20 protein-coding genes, 1 pseudogene and 1 riboswitch are annotated in these 24,317 nt (G+C 41.7%); of the genes and pseudogenes, 14 read left to right on the forward strand and 7 right to left on the reverse strand.

Features of this window, described 5'->3' with window-relative positions; translation table 11 throughout:
- Positions 1-76 precede the first annotated feature (76 nt).
- Positions 77-412: pseudogene (bcp, locus tag Q4591_RS16020) on the reverse strand (thioredoxin-dependent thiol peroxidase); the annotation flags it as partial.
- A gap of 21 nt (positions 413-433) precedes the next feature.
- The gene (locus tag Q4591_RS16025) at positions 434-961 is read right to left on the reverse strand and encodes a glycine cleavage system protein R (RefSeq protein ID WP_102437160.1); all 528 of its coding nucleotides are present in this window, start codon (positions 959-961) and stop codon (positions 434-436) included.
- 353 nt (positions 962-1,314) lie between these two features.
- Here Q4591_RS16025 and dapA point away from each other — a divergent pair, with 353 nt between their 5' ends.
- The 5 genes from dapA to Q4591_RS16050 all read left to right on the forward strand — a co-directional run bounded on the left by dapA (position 1,315) and on the right by Q4591_RS16050 (position 8,267).
- Positions 1,315-2,202 (forward strand): 4-hydroxy-tetrahydrodipicolinate synthase, encoded by an 888-nt coding sequence (gene dapA / locus Q4591_RS16030; protein ID WP_102437162.1) that lies wholly within the window; start codon positions 1,315-1,317, stop codon positions 2,200-2,202.
- On the forward strand, positions 2,203-3,303 hold the full coding sequence (bamC, locus tag Q4591_RS16035; protein WP_102437164.1) for an outer membrane protein assembly factor BamC: 1,101 nt from the start codon (positions 2,203-2,205) through the stop codon (positions 3,301-3,303).
- A gap of 312 nt (positions 3,304-3,615) precedes the next feature.
- Positions 3,616-4,698: an efflux RND transporter periplasmic adaptor subunit gene (locus Q4591_RS16040; protein ID WP_102475507.1), complete on the forward strand. Its 1,083-nt coding sequence runs from the start codon at positions 3,616-3,618 to the stop codon at positions 4,696-4,698.
- Positions 4,695-7,787 (forward strand): efflux RND transporter permease subunit, encoded by a 3,093-nt coding sequence (locus Q4591_RS16045; RefSeq protein ID WP_303461895.1) that lies wholly within the window; start codon positions 4,695-4,697, stop codon positions 7,785-7,787. The genes Q4591_RS16040 and Q4591_RS16045 overlap by 4 nt, the downstream gene beginning before the upstream one ends.
- A 144-nt stretch (positions 7,788-7,931) precedes the next feature.
- Positions 7,932-8,267: a Fis family transcriptional regulator gene (locus Q4591_RS16050; RefSeq protein ID WP_102437170.1), complete on the forward strand. Its 336-nt coding sequence runs from the start codon at positions 7,932-7,934 to the stop codon at positions 8,265-8,267.
- 122 nt (positions 8,268-8,389) lie between these two features.
- On the opposite strand, the gene fadE is transcribed toward Q4591_RS16050, so the two are convergent.
- Complete coding sequence (gene fadE, locus Q4591_RS16055) at positions 8,390-10,837, reverse strand: acyl-CoA dehydrogenase FadE (RefSeq protein WP_102437172.1); 2,448 nt, start codon at positions 10,835-10,837, stop codon at positions 8,390-8,392.
- 240 nt (positions 10,838-11,077) lie between these two features.
- On the opposite strand from fadE, the gene Q4591_RS16060 reads away from it, so the two are divergent.
- Positions 11,078-11,857 (forward strand): class II glutamine amidotransferase, encoded by a 780-nt coding sequence (locus Q4591_RS16060; protein ID WP_102437174.1) that lies wholly within the window; start codon positions 11,078-11,080, stop codon positions 11,855-11,857.
- Here Q4591_RS16060 and Q4591_RS16065 read toward each other — a convergent pair.
- The 3 genes from Q4591_RS16065 to Q4591_RS16075 all read right to left on the reverse strand — a co-directional run bounded on the left by Q4591_RS16065 (position 11,840) and on the right by Q4591_RS16075 (position 13,894).
- Positions 11,840-12,643 (reverse strand): DUF3108 domain-containing protein, encoded by an 804-nt coding sequence (locus Q4591_RS16065; protein WP_241901099.1) that lies wholly within the window; start codon positions 12,641-12,643, stop codon positions 11,840-11,842. The genes Q4591_RS16060 and Q4591_RS16065 overlap by 18 nt on opposite strands.
- A gap of 23 nt (positions 12,644-12,666) precedes the next feature.
- Positions 12,667-13,011, reverse strand: a complete 345-nt coding sequence (locus Q4591_RS16070; RefSeq protein WP_102437176.1) for an MGMT family protein — start codon at positions 13,009-13,011, stop codon at positions 12,667-12,669.
- 202 nt (positions 13,012-13,213) lie between these two features.
- Complete coding sequence (locus Q4591_RS16075; protein ID WP_303461897.1) at positions 13,214-13,894, reverse strand: hemolysin III family protein; 681 nt, start codon at positions 13,892-13,894, stop codon at positions 13,214-13,216.
- 260 nt (positions 13,895-14,154) lie between these two features.
- Between Q4591_RS16075 and Q4591_RS16080 the strand changes: the two genes are divergently transcribed.
- From Q4591_RS16080 to Q4591_RS16115, 8 genes are all read left to right on the forward strand, one after another.
- Complete coding sequence (locus Q4591_RS16080; protein ID WP_303461899.1) at positions 14,155-15,510, forward strand: hypothetical protein; 1,356 nt, start codon at positions 14,155-14,157, stop codon at positions 15,508-15,510.
- Positions 15,511-15,735: 225 nt separating this feature from the next.
- Positions 15,736-15,835, forward strand: a riboswitch (TPP riboswitch).
- Between the two features lie 255 nt (positions 15,836-16,090).
- Entirely contained in the window at positions 16,091-18,157 is a 2,067-nt protein-coding gene (gene thiC / locus Q4591_RS16085; protein ID WP_102475512.1) for a phosphomethylpyrimidine synthase ThiC, read from the forward strand.
- A 2-nt stretch (positions 18,158-18,159) separates the two neighbouring features.
- Entirely contained in the window at positions 18,160-19,965 is a 1,806-nt protein-coding gene (gene thiE / locus Q4591_RS16090; RefSeq protein ID WP_303461902.1) for a thiamine phosphate synthase, read from the forward strand.
- Positions 19,962-20,795: a HesA/MoeB/ThiF family protein gene (locus Q4591_RS16095; protein WP_303461904.1), complete on the forward strand. Its 834-nt coding sequence runs from the start codon at positions 19,962-19,964 to the stop codon at positions 20,793-20,795. The genes thiE and Q4591_RS16095 overlap by 4 nt, the downstream gene beginning before the upstream one ends.
- A 22-nt stretch (positions 20,796-20,817) precedes the next feature.
- The gene (gene thiS, locus Q4591_RS16100) at positions 20,818-21,021 is read left to right on the forward strand and encodes a sulfur carrier protein ThiS (protein ID WP_102437188.1); all 204 of its coding nucleotides are present in this window, start codon (positions 20,818-20,820) and stop codon (positions 21,019-21,021) included.
- 2 nt (positions 21,022-21,023) lie between these two features.
- Positions 21,024-21,788, forward strand: a complete 765-nt coding sequence (locus Q4591_RS16105) for a thiazole synthase (RefSeq protein WP_102437190.1) — start codon at positions 21,024-21,026, stop codon at positions 21,786-21,788.
- Positions 21,789-21,883: 95 nt separating this feature from the next.
- The gene (gene thiH / locus Q4591_RS16110) at positions 21,884-22,993 is read left to right on the forward strand and encodes a 2-iminoacetate synthase ThiH (protein WP_303414029.1); all 1,110 of its coding nucleotides are present in this window, start codon (positions 21,884-21,886) and stop codon (positions 22,991-22,993) included.
- 81 nt (positions 22,994-23,074) lie between these two features.
- Entirely contained in the window at positions 23,075-23,338 is a 264-nt protein-coding gene (locus Q4591_RS16115) for a chemotaxis protein (protein ID WP_102437192.1), read from the forward strand.
- Between the two features lie 69 nt (positions 23,339-23,407).
- On the opposite strand, the gene Q4591_RS16120 is transcribed toward Q4591_RS16115, so the two are convergent.
- The gene (locus tag Q4591_RS16120) at positions 23,408-24,310 is read right to left on the reverse strand and encodes a LysR family transcriptional regulator (protein WP_303461906.1); all 903 of its coding nucleotides are present in this window, start codon (positions 24,308-24,310) and stop codon (positions 23,408-23,410) included.
- Positions 24,311-24,317 lie beyond the last annotated feature (7 nt).

Raw genomic sequence — 24,317 nt, forward strand, 5'->3', positions numbered from 1 at the left:
TATGTTACCCACATATCAAAGGTAGATTGTCATAAAAAATTGTCAAGGGTTTTTGTCATAAAAAATTTCTAGGGGTGAATTGCTTCTCGCCCCACACGCCAAAGGCATCAGCAACGGCATGATCTTCATCACTGAGTAAGGCAAAGTTTAACTCTTGCTTGTCATTGAACTTAAGCAGTTTAGCAACTGGGTCAGGGCTTAAACCCAATACTGTGACATTATGATTTGCTAACTGGTCTTTGCTATCACGCAAGCCTTGAGCTTGCACTGTGCAACCAGGTGTTGATGCTTTAGGGTAAAAATAAACTAACACAGGGCCGGTTTTTAAAGCTTCAGAGAGAGAGACTGATTGGTCAAATTGATTTTGTAGGGTAAATTGTGGTGCTAAATCACCAAGGGTTAAGGTATTCATTTTATGTCCTTATTTTATATTCTATTTGTCACTGTTTTGCATATGATTGATAGAGCACTCAAGTGATAGTTCTTTTGCCAGTTCATGGATACTTTTTTCAAGCTTTATAAGATCAATTTTTTCCGGCACATTGATAGTAAATAAAATATGCTGCGTTAAATTATCGTCGTCAGCGTGAGAGCGCACCGCAGCAAGATCAAGGGAACGATCCGCTAAGAATTCGGTTATTCGCTTCATGGTGCCACGTTGATCTTGACCGTTAACATTGACCTCGATACGCGACACGTAATTTTGTGGTGTATGCTTGGAAGTACGTTTCATTACCATGAGTAATTCAAGCTGTACACTTAAGCTGGGTAACTGGGTTTCTATCTTTGTTATTGCTGCCCAAGAGCCTGAAATCATCATAATTAAGGTAAATTCATTACCAAAAAGTGCCATACGGCTATCGACGATGTCACAGTCACATTCACTTGCTAAACGGGCTAGACGACTTACTAAACCAGGGCGATCAGCACCCATAGCAGTAACGACCAGATAGTTGGTCATGGATTTTCCTCACTTTTTCGATATCATGGAGCGTAAACTAGCGAGCTAACGCAAAGTTTTTTTGCGGGCACTAATGCTACCATAACTAATGTAAAACCACATAAGTATGTCACTATGAAAGTTAATTCATATTAAAAATTTACTTCTTGGCATAACAACTTAGGTGTAAGATTGATTTCAATGAAATAAAGTACCTAACGTCATGATATAAAAAATATGCTTAGCCATTAAACAATCATCTGACGATGTAAATTTGTGCTTTAGTAAAAATGCATTTGAGAGCCCCCGTTAATGCTTGTCATTAGTTGTAGGCATCAGTAACATAGCGAATCCTGAAACCTTGGGGAATTTAGATGATAAACGGAAGCATCGTTGCCTTAATCACTCCTATGAATAGTGATGGCACAGTAGATTATAAAAGTCTTGAAAGACTGGTAGAGTTTCATATAGAGCAGGGGACTGATGCGATCGTTGCAGTCGGTACAACAGGTGAGTCTGCTACTTTACCCATTAAAGAACATGCACAAGTTGTGTCGCAAACTGTTAAATTTGCCGCAGGTCGTATACCCGTCATTGGTGGTAATGGCGCTAACGCCACTGCCGAAGCGATAGAACTTACCCAATCAATGGCTGATTCTGGCATTGTTGCCATGCTTGGGGTCACGCCTTATTACAATAAGCCTTCACCTAAGGGCTTAATTGCACATTATAAAGCTGTTGCAGCAAGTACTGATATCCCTCAAATTCTTTATAACGTCCCTGGACGTACTTCAGTGGATATGTTGCCTGAAACCGTGGCTGAATTAGTAGCGGTGGAAAATATTATCGGTGTTAAAGAAGCCACTGGCGATTTAACCCGTGTTGCTCGATTACGCGAGCTTTGCGGTCAGGATTTCAAACTTTATAGCGGCGATGATGCCACTGCGAGAGACTTTTTATTACTTGGCGGTGATGGTGTTATTTCGGTTGCTAATAATATTGTTCCAAAAGCATTTAAACAACTGTGTGATGCAGCATTAGCAGGTGACCATGCTTTATCCGAAAAACTAAACCTACCACTGAAAGGTTTATATGAGCATTTATTCTGCGAAGCTAACCCAATCCCTGTTAAATGGGCTGCGCATCAAATGGGTTTAATTAGCCAAGGACATATTCGTTTACCTTTAACTGAACTTTCTGAGCAGTTTCATGGTCAGTTGTTAGAAGCGATGAAACAAGCCGAGATAGAGGTAACACAATAAATGTTGAAGCAAGTCACTCCAATTTTACTTATAGCAGCAGTTTCTGCTTGTAGTTCACCGACAGATCGTCGCGTTGCCAATGGCAATGATGAATATGTTAACGCCAAAGAAGTCCCACTATTAGTTATTCCAGAAGGCTTGACTGAGCCAACTTATGGCCGTGAATACGACATTCCTAAAGTGGGTAACAAAGTTGATAAAGACTTAGTTGGAAAACGTCTGGATATTCGTCCTCCTTTACTGGTCTTGCCTATGTCTGAAGGTACGCGTATTGAAGAAGGCAGTGACAATATTAAAATTATTGTCGAATCAATTACGACCACAAAAGATCTAAAACAAGAAGTTTTTGATAATTTACATGGTTTCTTAGCAAAACATGAAGTACCTATCGAAAACGAAAATTATGACGAAGGTTTTATCGAAACAGGTTGGATAGACACGCAAGACGTCATAGAAACAAGCTGGTTCGGTGAAGACAAAGTGTATTTACTGCGTCAACGTTACCGTTATGAGGTCGATGTGAGTCCTCATGGTCGCTCAGGCAGCATGGGTATTGATCTGATTGAGCATGAAGAAAGCTACAATGGTGATGATCAGCAAGTGCTATTAACGGCAGAAGATAAACGCCGTTACACCGTTGATATGCTCAATAACACTATTGCTTACATCAGCTTAAAACGTGACAAGCAAATTAAAGCTGACCGTATTCAACAAAGTAAAGGTATTAACGTTGATCTAGTGGCTGAAACAGAAACCACTGGCGCTTATTACATTTCAGAAGTTGATTTCAATAAAACCTGGGATCGATTACGTATTGTATTGCCTGAGCTAGGTTTCGATATTGTTGATATGAACAGCGCCAAAGGTTTGTATTATATTGTCCTGGAAGAAACTGGCGGGTTCTGGAGTTCATTATGGGGCGAAGATAAGTTATCACTTGAAAAAGGTAACTATCGAATTGAGCTTGTTGAAACTGATGATAAAGATCAAACTGAAATCTTTATTAAAGATGCCGCAGGTGAGCCATTAGAAAATGAAACGATTACTGAAATCTATCGCGTAGTCAGCGAAGCAATGAAAGAAGATCGTAAAGTACGATAATGCGTTAAATTAACATTACCTAATTGTTCGTATTTTAGGCTATCAAAAAAAAGAGACAGTATTTACTGTCTCTTTTTTTATGCTTTAAAAACAGTAAAAATAGTCATTTAACCTTCTATATCGATTGTTTACCAATTAAAAAGCTAAGATTGATCTTAGTTAACCCCGATCCCGTATATTCCGCAAATGTTTCCTAAGTTTGTTAATTGTAAGAAAAGGTAAAACACCTTGATACCAGTATGATGCTGAGTACACTAGCGGTTGGCTAAATCCCATAACATATCGTTTTTGAGTTTGATGAATGGAATCCCGATGAAAAAAATAATAATTCTCCTCGTTGCGTTACTGATAGGCTGGTTTACATACCAATCTATGAAGCCTACTGAAGAGGCCAAGGTGCGTGCTAAACCTATCCCAAACGTTGTTGTTGCTAAAGTGGCGATGTTGCCAGTAAGAGATGAGGTTGAGGCAATAGGAACCAACAAAGCGTTTGAGTCTATTACTATTACACCAAAAATCACTGAGAAAATCGCAGACATTAAATTTAACGATGGAGATGTGGTTAAAAAAGGTGATTTGCTGGTTCAATTACGTAACCGCGAGCAGCTAGCCAAAGTTAAAGCCGCTGAGTTTAAAGTCAGCGATAATTTACGTGAACTCGACAGAATTCGTAGTTTGGTTACCAGTAAAACGGTAGCAGAACTTGAGCGAGATAGATTACAAACCTTAATCGATACGACCCGCGCTGAGCTTGAGCAAGCTAAAGCAGCTTTGGGTGATCGCGCCATTCATGCACCATTTAGTGGTCGCTTGGGACTAAAGCTTGTCAGTGTCGGCAGTTTAGTGTCACCAGGTACCCAAATATCGACCTTAGATGATGTCAGTAAAATTAAACTTGATTTCTCAGTGCCAGAGCGTTTTATCCAACAACTTAAATTAGGTAAAACCGTTGAAGCGAAAGCGATTGCTTATCCAGATCGTATATTTAAAGGTGTGGTCACATCTATTGATACAAGGGTAAACCCAACAACACGTGCTGTGGTAGTTCGCGCTATTATTGCCAATGACGATGCAGCGTTATTACCCGGCATGTTGATGAAAGTTAAACTGATTAAACAAAATCGTGAAACCTTATTATTACCAGAGTCTGCCATCATTCCTATTCAATCAAAACACTATGTATACACAGTTAACGAAGAGAATATTGTCGAGCGAAAAGAAGTCACAATAGGCATTCGTAATCGAGGTTGGGTTGAAATTCTTGATGGTGTCGGAATTGGTCAATCGGTCATTATCCGCGGGTTATTAAAAGTAAGACCGGGAGATGAAGTCACCACTCAGGCTGCAGAAGCGTTTAACTTTGCCAATGTCGCTGATGTGGAGAATGCGGCATGATCCTCACTGACATTTCCGTAAAGAGGCCGGTATTTGCTTCTGTTATTAGTATTTTAATTATTATTCTTGGCATGGTGTCATTTGATAAGTTACCTCTTAGAGAATACCCCAACATTGATCCACCGGTAGTATCGATTGATACCAATTATCGCGGCGCGAGTGCTTCAGTGGTTGAAAGTCGCATTACCCAATTAATTGAAGACAGAATTAGCGGCGTTGAAGGGATCAAACAAATTACCTCAAGTAGCCGTGATGGACGCTCTTCTATTACCTTAGAGTTTAATATCAACCGTGATATTGAAGCGGCGACCAATGATGTTCGAGATAGAATTTCAGGGTTACTGGATAACTTACCAGAAGAGGCAGACCCACCAGAAGTAGAAAAGTCCAATGGTGGTGATGAAGTGATCATGTGGCTTAACTTAGTGTCTGATCAAATGAACACATTACAGCTAACAGACTATGCCCGACGCTATTTGGTCGATCGATTTTCAGTTGTCGACGGTGTTGCCAACATCCGTTTAGGTGGCGGTAAAGTTTATGCCATGCGAGTGTGGATAGACAGACAAGCTTTAGCAGCGCGTAAACTGACCGTAGCGGATGTGGAATCTGCGCTGCGCTCAGAAAACGTTGAGCTTCCGGCGGGTTCTATTGAGTCAAAAGAGCGCCATTTTACTGTCAGGGTTGATAGAAGCTTTAGAACCGCTGAAGACTTTGCCAGCATGGTTATTACCCAAGGTGATGATGGCTATTTAGTGAAGCTTGGTGATGTGGCTAAAGTGCAAATTGGCTCAGAAGAAGAGCGGATAATGTTCCGCGGTAATACTGAATCAATGATTGGCTTAGGGGTATCTAAACAATCAACCTCAAACACCTTAGAAGTCGCCCGTGCTGCCAATGCGTTAGTCGATGTTATTAATCCGACATTACCAGCAGGAATGGAGATTAAGCGCTCATACGACAGCTCAGTATTCATTGAAGCGTCAATTAAAGAGGTGTACCAAACCTTATTTATCGCGATGCTATTAGTGATAGTGGTGATTTATCTGTTCCTAGGCAGTGTGCGCGCGATGTTAATTCCAGCGTTGACTGTTCCAGTGTCGTTAATGGGGACTTTTATTGTTTTATATTCATTAGGTTATACCATTAACTTACTGACTTTGCTGGCGATGATCCTTGCCATTGGTATGGTGGTTGATGATGCCATTGTGATGTTAGAAAATATTCATCGCCGTATTGAGCAAGGTGACTCACCGCTTAAAGCGGCCTATTTAGGTGGCCGTGAAGTTGCTTTTGCGGTAGTTGCGACAACATTGGTATTAATTGCCGTGTTTATGCCGATCACGTTTTTAGAAGGTGATTTAGGTAAGCTGTTTAAAGAGTTTGCAGTTACCATGAGCGCCGCAGTGATTTTCTCAAGCTTAGTCGCATTAACCCTAAGCCCAATGATGTGCTCTAAGTTGCTTAAACCCGCCGGTGAAAGCACTTGGTTAGTACGTAAAGTCGATGACGTGATGGATAAGTTATCTGCTATTTATCAATCGCATTTGGTGAGTGCGATTAAAAAGCCCTATCTTATCGGCGTAATTGTCGTGGTGGCTTTTGCGTTAAGTGGCTACTTGCTTAAACAAGTACCTCAGGAATTTGCCCCTCGCGAAGATAGAGGCTCAATGTTTTTGGTGGTTAATGGCCCTGAAGGAGCAAGCTTTGAGTACATTGAAAAGTACATGGATGAAATTGAAGGCCGTTTAATGCCATTAGTTGAATCGGGTGATGTGAAACGCTTATTGATCCGCGCTCCTCGTGGTTTTGGTCGCTCAGCAAACTTTTCAAACGGCATGGCGATTATCGTTTTAGAAGATTGGGCCGAGCGACGTCCTGCCAGTGAAATTATTACTGATATTCGCGCTCGAATTTCGGACTTAGCAGGGGTCAGGGCATTTCCCATTATGCGTCAAGCCTTTGGCCGTGGTGTCGGTAAGCCTGTGCAGTTTGTATTAGGTGGTCCAAGTTATGAAGAGTTAGCTTTATGGCGAGACATCATCATGGAAAAAGCTAAAGAAAATCCGATGTTAACCGGGCTTGATCATGATTATAAAGAAACCAAACCTCAACTTAGAGTGTCAATTGATAAAGACAGGGCTGCTGATTTAGGGGTGTCAATATCACATGTGGGCAGAACCTTAGAATCGATGCTGGGCTCACGTTTAGTGACGACCTTCATGCGAGAAGGGGAAGAATATGATGTGATCATTGAAGGTAATCGTGAAAATCAAAATACTGCTACGGATTTAGAAAATATCTACGTGAGATCTGATCGAACCGGCGAGTTAGTGCCACTATCGAATATTGTCACTGTAGAAGAGTATGCTGATGCCAGCTCTTTAAATCGCTATAACCGCATGCGGGCGATCACTATCGAAGCAAACTTGGCTGATGGCTATAGTCTAGGTGAAGCGTTAGATTATCTTAATGATTTATCCTATACCTATTTGCCTGCTGAAGCGGTGATTAGTTATAAAGGGCAATCGCTGGATTATCAAAGTTCAGGCAACTCCATGTACTTTGTGTTTATCCTAGCGTTAGGTATTGTGTTCTTAGTATTGGCGGCGCAATTTGAAAGTTATGTGCATCCTATGGTGATTATGCTTACAGTACCTCTGGCTACGCTAGGCGCATTAATTGGCCTATGGTTTACCGGACAAAGTATCAATATTTACAGTCAAATTGGTATTATTATGCTGGTGGGGCTAGCGGCTAAAAATGGTATTTTGATTGTTGAATTTGCCAACCAATTGCGTGACAAAGGCATTGAGTTTGAACAAGCAGTCATTCAAGCCTCATCCCAACGTTTAAGACCGATCCTCATGACCGGTATTACCACTGCAGCTGGTGCTATTCCATTGGTGCTATCAAGTGGTGCGGGCTCTGAAACACGTTTTGTGATTGGCGTGGTAGTGTTATCAGGTATTTTGTTAGCAACCTTCTTCACCTTGTTAGTGATCCCGGTGGCTTACAGTATCTTTGCCCGAAACAGTAGCTCGCCTGAAGCGATTGCCAAGCAACTGGAACAAGAGTTAACGACTTAGTGACAATCTGCTTAAGTGAATTAGCTGTTATAAACGCTATGTTGACTTAAGCACTTCAAAAAGCCAGTTGTGAATAGTCACAACTGGCTTTTTTATGTCTGTATAGTGACAACCCTATAATTCACAGCTAATCGAAGGTTAACGATGAAAAAATCCGACAAGAAACGTGATAACCAAATTCGTCAGCAGTTAACACTGGTGTGTGATTTATTAATGTCAGAGTGTGAGGGCTTTCAATGGCTCACGCATTCGGTAAACTACACCGCTTTTCCTAAATCGTTAAAAGTGATTTGTGTATTTAGTAATGAGGCGCAAATAACCAAGGTCAAATTAGCCAAGCAAGATGCGTTTATTGTGCAGATGATAAGCCATTATTTACAGGCTGTTTCTGTGGAGATAACTGCTGGGCAGATTGTATTAGACAGTGAAGCGGCATGTGATAGTCAACATGAGGGTAATTGGGCAAAGCGTTTAACTTAAGTCATTATTATTTTTGCTTAACACTAGGGTAATTAGCGCAGCTTAACTTGGGTTTACAGCAAATAAAAAAGGGAAAGCAATGCTTTCCCTTTTGGTATTTTTAGTTAGCTTTAAAAAGTGAGTTAAGCCGCTTTAACTTGCTTGGCTTCACTAACAACCTTTGCTTCAAGCTCTTCAGGGTCAAAGTCATCAACATTGATTGACTTCATACGACCAATTTCAGCTCTTTCAAGTAAGGCCACTTCAGTATCACTTAACACACCTAAGGCTTTACCTTGTGCAGCGACTTTATCTAACCACATAAATGGTAGGCGTTTACCGGCAGCTTTACAGACTTTGTCGTATAAAGGCTCTGAAGCTAAAATATCTAATAAAGTTTGCTCTTGAATACCTACCGCATTGTGCTCTGAAGCTGTCCAGAATTGGCCTTGGCCTAAACGGTCACGACTGGCACATGGCGTTTGCATAATTTTAGACACTTTATGGTCTAATACATCGCTAGGACGTTTTAGTGGGCGACCAAATGGGAAGATAACAGCGCGAAGTGCAATGCCAAGACCCATAGGGAAGTTATCCAGTAAGTCATCTAAAGATGTTTGTAGTTTATGTAGTGAATCTTCTACAGCCCATTGAACTAACGGTAAATCTTCAGTTAAACGACCATCATCTTCATAACGCTTAAGCGTTGCAGACGCTAAATATAGCTGACTTAATAAATCACCTAAGCGTGCTGAAATACGTTCTTTACGCTTAAGGTTACCGCCAAGTGTTGCCATCGCTAAATCCGAAAGCAGGGCTAAGTTAGCACTGAAACGATTCATCTGCTGATAATAACGTTTCGTTTTATCATTATAAGGTGATTTGGTGAAGCGGCTAGAAGTAACGCCCATCCAGAAACTTCTTACAAAATTAGACATCGCAAAGCCAATATGACCGAAGATGGCAGCATCGAAGTTACTTAAGCCTTGACCCGATGTGGTATCAAAAGCAGATTCCATTTCAGCTAATACATATGGATGACAGCGAATAGCGCCTTGTCCATAAATAATCATAGAACGGGTTAAAATGTTGGCACCTTCAACGGTAATTGCAATCGGCGCTGCTTGATAACCACGACCCAAATAGTTATTTGGACCTAGACATACACCTTTACCGCCGTGAATATCCATGGCGTCGATAACACACTTTTGCATTCTATCGGTTAAATGGAATTTAACGATGGCAGAGATAACTGATGGCTTTTCACCTAGACCAATCCCCACAGTAGTTAATGAACTTACAGCATCCATCAAGTAAGCATTACCGCCAATACGTGCCATTGGCTCTTCAATACCTTCTAATTTACCGATAGGTAGTTTGAACTGACGACGAATTCGAGCGTAAGCACCTGTAGCTAATGCAGCTGTTTTGACGCCACCAGCAGAGTTTGACGGCAGGGTAATACCACGGCCTACAGAGAGACATTCAACTAGCATGCGCCAGCCTTGACCGGCCATTTCAGGGCCACCAATGATAAAGCTCAGTGGCACGAATACTTCGTTGCCACGAGTTGGACCATTTTGGAACATACAGTTCAATGGGAAGTGACGACGACCGGTTTCAACCCCTTGAATATCAGTAGGGATAAGGGCACAAGTAATACCTAAATCTTCGGTATCACCTAATAAGCTGTCAGGGTCGCGTAATTTAAATGCCAAACCTAATACTGTCGCCACTGGTGCTAAGGTAATGTAGCGTTTGTTCCATGTTAGTTTCATACCTAACACTTCTTCGCCTTCCCATTCACCTTTACAGACGATACCAAAATCAGGGATCGCGCCAGCATCACTACCAGCTTCTGGGCTAGTAAGTGCAAAACAAGGCACTTCAAGACCTTTAGCTAAACGCGGTAAATAATGATCTTGTTGTTCAGTCGTACCATAGTGTTGCAGTAACTCACCAGGGCCTAGAGAGTTTGGTACCCCAACCGTTGATGCAAGTTCACTACTCACGCCAGCTAATTTTTGCAATACACGTGACTGAGCATAAGCTGAGTATTCAAGACCACCGTATTTCTTTTTGATGATCATGGCGAAGAAGCCTTCGTCTTTTAAGTATTGCCAAACTTCTTGTGGAAGGTCAGCTAGCTCATGTGAAACCTGATGTTGGTTAACCATTTTACACACAGTTTCAACTGGGCCATCTAAAAACGCTTGCTCTTCAGCAGTTAAACGCGCTTTAGGGTAGTTATGTAATTTATTCCAGTTAGGGTTACCAGCGAATAAGTCAGCTTCCCACCAGGTTGTACCTGCTTCAATGGCTTCTTTTTCAGTGGTAGACATTTCAGGCATGATGCCTTGATATACTTTAAGCAGTGGACGTGAGATGAAATTCTGACGAAATGATTTAACATTTAAAGGTAATGCTAAAACTATATAGACAACCCAAGCTAGACTGCCAACAATATCTAATACACTACCAATTAACATTACAACTGCTGCTGCAATTGTTGCTGTTAATAACGACACCCGCAAGTAAGTTGCTGCGCCGAGTACCGCGATCATGGCGATGATCCAAATAAGTGTCTCCACTGTCTTTCTCCTTAAAAGTGTTTAATATTTAAACACCTACAAATTAATGATCCTATTCACAGAACTGACCGTGGTCTGACCTGTATCACATAAAATTAAACCTAACTGGCGCTGATTACAAGTTATTTCAAACAATTGTTTAAAATATTTTGTTTAATAAAAATGCCAATTTTTTTCTGCACTAGGTACAATATAAATTACGTAATATTTTGAGTTAATTATATTTTTAAGGCGTGTTTCATGTGTGAGTTACTAGCGATGAGCGCTAATGTCCCAACGGATATTGTATTTAGTTTCACAGGCTTAGCTGAAAGAGGTGGTGTTACTGGGCCACATGTTGATGGTTGGGGGATCACTTTTTATGAAGGCAAGGGCAGCCGCACCTTTAAAGATGCTCGTCCTAGCAGTGAATCCCATGTCGCTCAGCTCATTAAATCTTATCCAATCAAAAGTGAGATTGTCGTCAGTCATATTCGTCAAGCAAACCGTGGCTGTGTTGCGCTGGAAAATACCCATCCTTTCACCCGCGAGTTATGGGGCCGATATTGGACTTATGCCCATAATGGACAGTTATCAGACTACCAAAATAAGTTTCAAGTAAATCATTTTCAGCCTGTTGGGGACACCGACAGTGAGCTGGCATTTTGCTGGATTATGGAACAGGTGTTAGGTGAGTTTGGTCATACGCCACCCGATGACATGAAACAGGTGTTTGAATTTGTAGCAACGCTGGCTGATGACATTCGAGCTTTAGGTGTTTTTAATATGATCCTAAGTGATGGTGTCGATTTAATGAGTTATTGCACTAATAATTTGTGCTTCATTACCCGCCGTGCGCCTTTTGGCAAAGCCAAATTAATCGATACTGATGTGGTTATTGATTTTAATAAAGAAACGACACCCAATGATGTCGTTACAGTGATTGCTACTCGTCCGCTGACAAAAAACGAACAGTGGCATATTTTACAGCCTGGCGAATGGAAGTTATTTAGGCAAGGCGAATTACTGATTAACAGTTAATCCAGCGTTTGCTTTAGTAACAGCTGTATCGGATTCTATTGCTTGCTGAATTTGATAATTATCTAACTGAATATCAAGCTGCTTACTACCTTTAGAAAAATGACTTAAACGCACGGGTAAGTAGTTTAATTCTGGCGCCATCCAAAAAAAGGTTTGGCGCTTTTTACTTTTTCGTACCACTTCTATTTTTACGGTTTGATAAGTGCCACTGTCTAATATCACTTGTTCTTTGCCGACAATTTTAAATTCATAATCATCAAACTCTTTTTCTTTGACCATTTTGTATTTAAGCAATTCGGGTTGGCGGTACATATCCATTCTAAATATTAATTGAGATACCAAGGGATCGTAGATATCCTCGGCAAAGGGTAATTTCTCTCTTTCGTCTTTATATATGGTGTGGATAACGCCTTGTCCAGCAGCAAAGGCGGTTTGCTCTGTGTAGTCAGATCCGGTGCCGCTACGTTTACTCATATAGCGGATGGGCTTAACCTTGCCATCTTCGAGTTTGAACTCACTATTAAGGTTACGCACATCCGATAGCATTAATAAGCTGATATCGCTATCAAAGCGATAGTTATAGTAGCCATTATCACTTTCAGGCAACTGGTAGCGAGCTTTACCGAGTTCGATACTGCCATAGAACACCCGATATTCAGCAGAGTGAGGGGTTAATGCTTTGAGGTACTCGAGGTTTTCCTTGTCATCAGAAGCGACAGCATTAGGGGCCTGAGACAATGTAATGACAATAATATTGGCTAATAAAGCGGTGAATTTTCTAATCAAAGTAATACCTACCCATGCAATATTTAAAAAGGTAACGACATGACAAGGGTTGCAATGTCAGGGCGCCATTCATATTTTGACAATGAAACCTTGCCTTGGTTCACTTCTACTCCATCTGATCTTAGTCGCTGTTGCTGATTTTGGAAATGAATAGAATTGACTTTAAAAGAAATTTTTCCTTGGCTGTTAATCACTCTATACCAAGGTAAGTTTAGGTTATCGGGGGCGTCTTTGAGTGCTTTAGACACATACCTGGCTCTACCTGGTAGCCCAGCTAAGTCAGCCACTTTACCATAAGCTAAAACATGACCTGTGGGGATCATATTTACAATAAACCAAATTCTTTGCTTTGGGCTAAGGTTTTCCATTGATGGCTTTTGATCAGGTATGGGATGATAATTTATTGTAACCCGCTTTGGTGTTGCGAGTTAAGTAGACAATAGTAAGTATTCAATAGCCAGCTTATGAGTGTTGGTTATCGCTCATGGTTGATGAGCGATACTTTTTGAGTGAGTTTATAACAGTGAGACGAAATACTGACAGGGTTAATACTGTGGATATAAAGCAGGTTTATATGACTGTTAAATAAATACACAAGAAATGAGACAAGGCGCCTGCAAGTACAAATAAATGCCAAATAGCATGATTATAAGGAATACGCTTATTGACATAAAAAATAACCCCGATGCTATAAAAAGCCCCACCTGCAAGTAATAGGTTAAAGCCTAAATCTGACATGCCTTTGATTAAATCTCCCATGATGGTGACACAAAGCCAGCCCATAACAAGATACAAAATAACACTTAGCCCTTTGAAGCGGCCAATAAATAAGATTTTAAAAATAATACCGCCTAAGGCTAATAACCATATTGCAGTTAGTATTAGCGTAGCACTATCATTTTGAAGGCTAATTGACATTAAAGGTGTGTATGTACCAGCAATAAGCAAATAGATTGCACAGTGATCAGCCATTTTAAAGCGTTTACGCCATAAGGGGCTTTTACTGGAATGGTATAAGGTTGAGGCCAGAAAAAGCATAATAATACTTAATCCATACACAGTGATCCCGATAGTGTCAGCGATATTAAGTTGGCCATTCGCTTTTATTAGCATTGCAATTAGCGCGGCGATACCCGCAAGTACCCCTATACCATGGGTGATACTGTTAGCTAATTCCTCAATCACACCATAGTCTGACTTTGATGTAGGTGTTGGTGCTAATGTTTGATTAGCATCTAACTCAAGTGACATAGTTGCATACAACCTTGTTAAGCAATTTACATTGAGTCTACCAGCAATATTCATAATAGGCCATGACTTTAGCGTACACGTGTAAGCTTAAGTTTGACGCTATGATAACTGTCTGATTTTGTGGGGAGTCGTGTGTCATCGACATAAATTAAATGAACTTAATGGCTTTTTTATCATCTAGTTTATGGTCAGCTTGTGGTTAAAGTCTGATCTAGCACGATTTATATCCAGTGATTCAAAAGCGACAGGAGGCGCGAGTAATGAACCAAGGTGGTGATAAACATTTAACACAAGGATTGGCAGCAAACACTAATTTTGAACCGGGTGCTAGTGGAAATTCGACAGGCTTAAATGGCACACAAGTTTCACATGGACAGCTTTACATAAATGCAAGCCGCCAAGAATCTGCGGTTGAAGTGATAGATTTCTGTGATCATGTTGTGATGTTACAAACGGTGAATGCAACTAGCACTGAAGTAACTAGCACTGAAATAATGAGCACTGATGTAATTAAAGCCCAAACATTACCGCTGCTCTGTGGGCTGATCGACAATCAAAATAATCAAGGTCGCTTTTTAAAACAAAATTCTGATAACGAGTTTAAAAAAATACTGACATCACCATCGAGCATTATTGTTGCAGGGCTACATGTTGTGCTGGTGTTTATGCTATTTTCCTTAGCTGATAACACCATTAGCCATTTTGTCGAGATCAGCCGTGAACAAGCCGTTAAAGCTGCGACATCTGAAAGTAACAACCAAGAAATAAAAGCCTACTTTTTAACGGCTGAGCAAATTACCCAGCTAGCTAAGACCCTGCCAAGTGAACAAGCCTTGATTGAAGAGGTCGTCAGTGAAGTCATTACCAATGAAGAAATAATCGATCAAACTATATCGAACAAACAAAGTACTAATAAGGTTGTCGATACAAGCTCAATAGCGCCTGCAGTTGCAACTAGCCCAAAAGATACTGTTAATCACAAGGCAATTTCCCCAAAGCCTATTGACCAAAAAGATATTCACCAAAAACCTATTCACCAAAAGCCAATTGACTACAAGCCCATAATTGAAAAATTGCCAATAGCAGAAGCAGTGCAAGCCGAAACGCACCAGTTCGATTGGTCTTCAGTTGATAGCATGTATCTGCAGCAGCAAAAAGATAGCAGTAACGAACATCTATTTAAGCCACAATTGTTTAATGAAACCATCTCAGAGGCCAATACCATAACAAGCGACAATTTATCGGCCATCAATCAAGCTAGCCATTCCTTTATAAATAAACTCAATCAACAACAAGTTAATCAGCAAATAAGTCAGCAAGCCCATTTAGCGACTTCTGTTAGTGGTGCCAGCACCAGTGAGTTAACCCCTGAAATGGATGATATAGAGTTAATAGTAATAGAAGATAAGCGCCAACCAACTACCCTCAATCATCGTTTAGATCCAAATAGAATTGTTAAGATTGGTGAAACTTGCCATCGATTGGTGGCATTACCAACCCAAATTAACCCTTATGCCGAAGGCTTAGATTTAGGACACCCATGTGAAGGAGGCAAAACAAAAAAAGCACTAAATAACGCCATTCAACAACGCTTATCGAAACTTAAATTACCTTGAACTGTTCAGACTTTCACAGAAGATTTATTTCAACAACATCAAAAATGAATAATATTTATCAAATTTATTCATCAAATTATTTCTGTGTTAATTGGATCTTAATCGCTTAATTGTAAATTAAATTCATATATAACAGTATTTTAATTAGTGAAATAATTTAACTCTTATTCCAATTCGAAAATTGTCAAAGACTTGTATTTTATTAAATAAGCTGACTATACTGCAGCCATCTTGTCGGAGTGCCTTTATGGCTGAGACCGTTTATTCGGGATCCGTTGAACCTGATCAGGCTAGAACCTGCGAAGGAAACAAGCAGTTAATTTGCTTATTTTTACCCTACAGTCAGCAGCAATTTTATAGTGAATGGCTGCGTGGCTAGATCATAAATATTAGTGCAAAATAAAAGATAGAATTAATTAAAGCAGAGTTATTGCTGAAGTTAATTTAACCCGCCATTTGCCGATATTTAAGGTTCAAAGTTAAGGTGTAAATTCAAGTCAATTACAGAGTTAATGTTAACTCGCTCGTCATCAACAATTCTCCAGGCAAGCAACTCTATTTTTTTATTTTGAGGTTGCTTATGTCAAATCGTCGTGAAACCCGCGCTCAAGCGCAAAATTTTATTGAAACCCTAAAACCTTTACAGCACCCAAATTCTGAAAAGATCTATCTGAGCGGATCCCGCCCCGATCTGTTAGTGGGCATGCGTCAAATTCATCAAAGCGATACTATCCTTGGCGGTAGTGAAGATGCGCCCGTGACTGAAGCCAACCCAGCCATTAAAGTTTATGATTGCGCCGGTGCCTATTCAGATCCTGATGCTGAAATTAATGTCCGTTTAGGCTTAAACAAGTTTCGCCAAGCTTGGATTGAAGAGCGCGAAGATACAGAGCAACTTGATGGAGTTAGCTCTGACTTTACCCAACAGCGTTTGGTTGACGACGGTTTAGATCATTTGCGTTTTGAAGCCCTTGTTCGCCCTAAAAAAGCCAAGTCAGGCCGCCGCGTTACTCAAATGCATTACGCTCGTAAAGGCATTATCACACCTGAGATGGAATATATTGCCATTCGCGAGAATATGGCTAGAGAGCAAGTCACTGATGAGATTTTGACTCAAAAAGCCCCCGGTGAAGCTTTTGGCGCTCACATTGGCCAGCCTATTACCGCTGAATTTGTCCGTGATGAAGTTGCCCGCGGCCGCGCCATTATCCCGTTAAACATTAATCATCCAGAAGCTGAGCCAATGATCATTGGGCGTAACTTTTTAGTCAAAGTTAATGCCAATATTGGTAATTCTGCTGTGACGTCTTCAATTGAAGAAGAAGTTGAAAAGCTGGTCTGGTCAACGAGGTGGGGCGCTGACACTGTAATGGATTTGTCTACGGGGCGCTATATCCATGAAACCCGTGAATGGGTCATTCGAAACTCTCCTGTCCCCATTGGTACAGTGCCCATCTATCAAGCGTTAGAAAAAGTAAATGGTGTCGCTGAAGACCTAAATTGGGACATTTTCAAAGATACCTTGATTGAACAGGCAGAGCAGGGCGTCGATTACTTTACCATCCATGCTGGGGTACTGCTGCGTTATGTACCAATGACGGCAAAACGTCTTACTGGCATCGTTTCTCGTGGTGGTTCCATCATGGCAAAGTGGTGTTTAAGTCACCATAAAGAAAGTTTTTTGTATGAGCACTTTAGAGAGATTTGCGAAATCTGCGCTGCCTACGATGTGTCATTGTCATTAGGCGATGGTATGCGGCCCGGCAGTATTGCCGATGCCAATGATGAAGCGCAATTTGCTGAATTAGAAACCTTAGGCGAGCTGGTTAACATTGCTTGGGAAAATGATGTGCAAACCATCATTGAAGGCCCAGGCCATGTACCGATGCAGCTCATTAAAGTGAATATGGAAAAGCAGCTTGCCCATTGTGATGAAGCGCCTTTTTACACACTCGGCCCACAAACCACCGATATTGCGCCAGGTTATGATCACTTCACCTCAGGGATTGGGGCGGCAATGATGGCTTGGTATGGCGTGGCCATGCTGTGCTATGTCACTCCTAAAGAGCATTTGGGTTTACCGAATAAAGAAGACGTTAAACAAGGACTTATCGCTTATAAAATTGCAGCTCATGCTGCCGATGTGGCTAAAGGTCACCCTGGTGCGCAAATTCGTGATAATGCCTTATCAAAAGCAAGGTTCGAATTTCGCTGGGAAGATCAATATAACTTAGGCTTAGACCCAGATACCGCAAGGGCTTATCACGATGAGTCGTTACCCCAAGAGTCTGCCAAAGTCGCGCATTTTTGTTCTATGTGTGGGCCAAAGTTTTGCTCAATGAAAATCACTCAAGAAGTGCGTGAATACGCTGCAAAGCAAGCGCGTGATCAGTTACAAAAGGTGAACGTGCTTGACGCTAGCGAATTTAAACACCTGCAGGCACACTCTAATCACAATGTTAATTCCGTAGACGCAAGTGCAGATATAAGCGTTAGTAGCGGTGTAGATATTCAATCAGCCATGGCACAAAAGTCAGCTGAATTTAAAGCCACAGGCTATGCTATTTATCATCCGTTACCTTCTAAGCCAGACACAGCAACAAGCGCAGATTTAGCTGTTAAGACCACTGCTGAATTAGAGGCTTAACCATGAATGTTTCACAACCACATAGCTTAGAAACCATGTCGCCCATCGTCTGGACTATTGCCGGTTCAGATAGTGGTGGCGGCGCCGGCATACAGGCAGATTTAGCAACTATAAATGACTTACAGTGTTTTGGCTGCAGCACAATTACCACTGTTACTGCGCAAAATTCGGTGGCTGTAACACTAGTCGAGGCTGTGTCAGAATCCATCTTATTGGCTCAGCTAAATACACTTGCTAGCGATTTAGCGCCAGCAGCCATAAAAATTGGCTTAATTGCCAATCAACAACAATTGGTACTCATTGCTCATTGGTTAAAGGCATTTAAAAGTCAGAGTTTAGCTAACCAGCTGATCCCGATTATTTTAGATCCTGTCATGGTTGCCAGTAGTGGTGATAGCTTAAATGAGCGCGCTAAAAAGCCGTTAGATTTTAGCCCTTTTAAAGGTCTAATTAGCTTAATTACCCCTAATGTTAGGGAGTTACACACGCTGACTGATACTAACAGCTTGGCATTTGAACCTCAGTGCACAATTAAAAGCCAAAGCCTAGACTCAAGTGATGGTTTTTATAGTGCGGCAGCGCAACTGGTTAAACAGCTTCATTGTCATGTGCTCGCCAAAGGCGGTGATGCAGTATGGCAACAAACCAAAGCCAATGATTTGTTCATTTGCCGTAAAGTTCACGGCGTGAGTGACGCCCATCAATATCAAGCTTATTGGCTTAATAGCGAGCGAGTTAATACAAGTAATAACCATGGCACAGGTTGCACCTTATCCACTGCGATAGCATGCTTTTTAGCCCATAACTATGTACTTCATGATGCCGTTGTGATGGCAAAAGCATATGTACTCAAGGGATTAGTGTGCAGTGAATCATTTGGTAAAGGCGCAGGGCCAGTGGCAAAAACCGCTTGGCCTGATGAAATACAATACTACCCTGAAATTACTGCCGTAAGTGGCGCTGAAATTAACAATTTAGGCAAAACACAGCAAGAATTAGCTGCTGGTGGAAAGTTTAGCAATGGATTAATAAATACAGCTCAGGGCTACCTAGATTGCCGTTTTCCTGCGCTGCATAAGGGCATTGGTGTTTATCCGGTTGTGGATGACGTGACTATGCTGCAAAGTGTGTTAGAAGCCAATTGCACCACAGTGCAGCTGCGAATTAAAGCTAATGCTGTCAATGAGGTCTCTAATGATGCTCAGCAAACCAAACTAGTACAAGATATTAGCCGCGCAATAGCTCTGGGTAAGCAATATAACGCCCAAGTGTTTATTAACGATCATTGGCAACTGGCAATACAGCTTGGTGCATTCGGGGTTCATTTAGGTCAAGAAGACCTTGAGTTAGCTGACTTAAATGAAATTTCAGCGGCAGGGCTAGCCCTTGGGTTATCTAGCCACAGCGTATTTGAAATTCTATTAGCTCAGCAATTAAATCCATCCTATATCGCCTTAGGGCATATTTTCCCAACGACCACTAAGGTGATGCCGTCAAAGCCTCAAGGCTTAGCAAAATTAGCACGCTACAGTGCATTACTTAACAACGTATGCCCAACCGTGGCCATTGGTGGTATTGATGCAAGTGTTATAACGGATATCAAAGCCACTGGGGTTGATAGTGTTGCCGTGGTAAGAGCCATTACTGAAGCAGAAAACCCTGCCAAGGCTTATTCATTGTTAGAGCAGCAATGGCATCTAGCGGCTGCACAACAACCTCAGCAACAACCTCAGCAACAGCCAAGGCAATCACATGTAAAATCCCACAAGCCATCAGTGAAACAGCTGCAGTGTGAGCCAGTGTCATGACGATTACACAACAGCGTCAAGCTAATAAGAGTGGGCTCACTTCCAAGCAGTTTATCAAGTATGCCAGTCATATTTTACTGACTGATATGGGTGAGCTTGGTCAGCTTAAATTACTTAATAGCCGGCTACTGATCATCGGAATCGGTGGTTTAGGTCACAGTGTTGCCCAGCAATTGGCCGCCGCGGGAGTTGGAGAACTGATATTGATGGATCATGACAAGGTAGAGCTTTCAAATCTGTCGCGGCAATTACTTTTTAACGAACAAGATATTGGTTTAAGCAAAGCGCTACTTGCCAAAGATAAGTTAGCAGCAGCCTATGACGACGTAAATATCATGGCAATTGAGCAGGCCTTTGGCGCTGATACAGATGGTGCAAAATTAGTTGAATCTGTCGATCTGGTGTTTGATTGCACTGACAACTTTACTAGCCGCTTAATGATTAATGAAGTTTGTGTTCGTCACGCTACAGGGCTAATTAGCGCAGCGATTTCCGCTAATGATGGGCAATTATTTTGCAGCTCAACTGACTATCCGCAAAGGGGCTGTTATCAATGCCTGTACCCACAAGATACTCATGTTTCACAAACATGTGTATCAATGGGGGTTAACACTGCTGCTGTTCAAACGGTTGCATCAATGCAAAGTTTATTGGGGCTAAATTGGTTAACAGCCGATGACTTAGGCAAAGGCCAGCTAGCGGGTAAGTTACATGTGTTTAATGCTAAAAGCTTGCAATGGCAGATTATACAAATGAATCAAGACCCTAAATGTAGTTGTTGTAGCGCAGCTATTACAGCGTCAACAAATGACGTCAACTCATGCAGATAACTTTACCGCAAAAGGATTAAACATGATTGAAATTGAATTTAATGGCCAACCAGAGCAGTTGCAACAAGCGCCAAGCTTATTAGCGCTAATAGAGTCTAAACAACTTAATCCCAAAGCACTGGCATTAGTGCTCAATCAACAAGTTGTACCAAGAAGTCGCTGGCAGGCCATTCAATGCCAGCCTAATGATAAAGTAGACGTCTTTTCAGCTGTAGCAGGGGGGTGATTATGTTAACCATAGCCGGACATCAATTTGAGTCTCGTTTATTTACAGGTACAGGAAAGTTTAGCGATGCTAACACTATGCTAGCTGCCATTGAGGCCTCTAACTCACAATTAGTGACCCTCGCAATGAAGCGTATTGATCATAGTAAAGACTATGATGACTTGTTGACGCCATTACAGCAAATGGGAGTTAAGTTATTACCCAATACTGCAGGGGCAAGAACCGCTAAAGAAGCTATTTTTGCAGCAGAACTTGCCAGTGAAATGCTTGGCACAAAGTGGATCAAACTTGAAATCCATCCAGATCCGAAATACTTGATGCCAGATGCTATTGAAACCCTTAAAGCTGCCGAAGTCTTGTGTAAAAAAGGCTTTATTGTGTTGCCTTATGTTCATGCAGATCCTGTGCTGTGTTACCGGCTAGAGGAAGTGGGCTGCGCCGCTGTGATGCCGTTAGGCAGTCCTATCGGCAGTAATCAAGGTTTAGCCACTGAGCCTTTTTTAGAGATGATCATTGAGCAAGCTAATGTGCCGGTGGTTGTTGATGCTGGGATTGGCGCACCTTCGCAAGCTAGCCGAGCAATGGAGCTGGGCGCAGATGCCGTGCTAGTCAATACTGCGATTGCCAGTAGTCAATCTCCCATAGTGATGGCGCGGTGTTTTGATTTTGCGGTTAGAACCGGTCGTGATGCCTATACCGCCGGACTTGGCAGTGTTACCAAACAGGCAGAACATACTAGCCCGCTGACGCAATTTTTACATCTGTAAGCCAGATTATTCCCTTACTGGTGAATGATTTGGTTTGAGTAATTTAACTTTGAATGCGGTTGGTTCAACAAATTAAGTTAATAGAGTGGCGCACCATGAGTTTTGTCGAGCAATTTAAACAGCTAGATTTAATCGATTTATCAATGCGGATTAATAGCAGCACTGAAGCTGATGTGCAACAAGCATTACAGCGCCCCCAAGGTCATATTGACAGTTTAATCGCGCTTTTATCGCCTGCTGCATTACCTTTTTTAGAAACGATGGCGCAGCGGGCATATCAGATAACCCGGCAACGCTTTGGGGCTAATATTGGTTTATACCTGCCATTGTATTTATCTAACTTGTGCGCAAATGAGTGTGACTATTGCGGTTTTTCTATGAGTAATAAACTCAAACGAAAAACCTTAACAGAGACCGAATTATTAGCTGAAATTCAAATCATTAAACAGCGAGGTTTTGATTCAATATTACTGGTTTCTGGAGAACATGAAACCAAAGTAGGCATTGAATACTTTAAAACCATCTTGCCACTGGTAAAACAGCATTTCAGTTATGTAGCAATCGAAGTACAGCCTTTGGCGCAAGATGAATACGCCCAGCTGGTGGGGTTAGGGCTCGATGCTGTGATGGTATATCAAGAAACTTATCATCGCCAAACCTATGCCAAGCATCATACCAGAGGTAAAAAACAAGACTTTACTTATCGGCTCACTACACCAGAAAGGGTCGCGGCGGCTGGGGTTGATAAAGTGGGATTAGGGGTATTGCTCGGATTAGACAGTTGGCGCGTAGATGCGTTATTAATGGGCTATCATTTGGCCTATTTAGAAAAACATCACTGGCGCAGTCGTTACAGTATTTCTTTACCGAGATTAAGACCGTGTACCGGTGGAATTAGTCCTAAAGTCGAATTAACTGATGTGGGCTTAGTGCAATTGATCTGTGCGTTTCGATTGTTTAACCCCCAGCTTGAAATTAGTTTATCTACCAGAGAAACCCAGCAGTTACGTAACAACTTATTGCCTTTAGGGGTGACTCATATCAGCGCTGGGAGCTCAACCCAACCTGGTGGTTATCAAAATCCCAACACCCAGTTGGATCAATTTGAAATCTCAGATGAGCGCAGCGCGGTGCAAATAGTGCAGCAAATACAAAAGTCAGGGCTTAACCCAGTATGGAAAGATTGGGAGACAAACTGGTATTAGTTTTTAAATTGGTATGCATTTTATCAAGACTATTCAATGTGATATAACTTGCTATTAGGTTGTTTCAAAAGGAGTTGTATCATGGAAATAGCATCAAGTTTTACCCTCGGTGTTCAAGGACTGCAACAGGCGCACAATGATTTAGCGCAGGCGACCACGGCGGTAGCCATCCCAGAAACGCTAAGTTCTGCCTCAGTACTAATAACTGCAGATAGCGTCACGCTTAGCTCGCAAACAGCGGCCCTGATTGATGCTCAGCAAGCTATCTCTCACGCCGAGGTTGCAGTAGATGTGATAAATGTCTGGTCTGAAAACATTGGCACCATAATCGATGTCTCAGTGTAGAGCTCAATGTAACTTGAGCTGGCATTAATGACTTTGAGTATCATTAAAGCTAAATAAATCAGTTATCTATCAAGGCTTGTTTTGGTCAATATCGTGCTGTAATAAAATTAAAGATTCTAACAATTTACTGGCAGGCCCCTGATTATCTCGGTTAGGGATAACCAAAGTTAATGCAATTTTACGACTTTTACTGCCTTTAAGAATAAGCCTGGCGAGCTTACCTTGGCGAATATCATCCACGACCAAATAAGCGGGCGCCCAACAAAAGCCAATGCCACTTTGTAACACGTTTTTTGCTTCGTGAAAGTTTGATACTGTCCAGCGCTGCTCTGACTTTAACCAACCAGTATCTACTGATTTTTCAGTTGCAGTGTCTTTAATGACCACTTGTAAGTGCTGCGCCAGCTCTGTTTCATCGGCAACAATACCGCACTGGGTTAATGGATGAGTCGGACTGCATACAAGGTATAAGTCTGACTCACACAGGAACTCGGCAATATGGCCTTTTGCAGGAATACCGCAAATAGCGATATCGGCGATGTTATTGTCAATTAATTCTTGTGTGCCTGTGATCACCGAGTCAATGACAGTCACTCGGGTCCCACGGCTATCGGGCCAAAAGGCTTTTAAGGCGTCCACAAGAAATTGCATTGGATAGATGATTTCGCGGGCAATGGTCAAGTTGGGCTCCCAGCCTTGTCCTAAATTGCTCGCAAGTTGCTCAAGTTCATCAACGGTTTGGGTTAAGTGACGTGAGCGCCTGAGTAGTACTTCACCTTGCTGCGTTAGGTAAGCTTTGCGTCCCTTTACTTCAAGTAATTGAATCCCAAGTTGGTTTTGTAGTTTAGCCACAGCGTGATTGAGCGAAGATTGGCTTTTATTCAGCTTTTCTGCTGCTTGGGCGTAACCACCAAAGTCCACTACAGATTGAATAATTCGCCATTGCTCAAGTGTGGATTTTGCTCTATTCATACAAAAC

Origin of the sequence: Shewanella sp. 3_MG-2023 (genome assembly GCF_030548765.1) — a bacterium.
Taxonomy (GTDB): Bacteria; Pseudomonadota; Gammaproteobacteria; order Enterobacterales; family Shewanellaceae; genus Shewanella.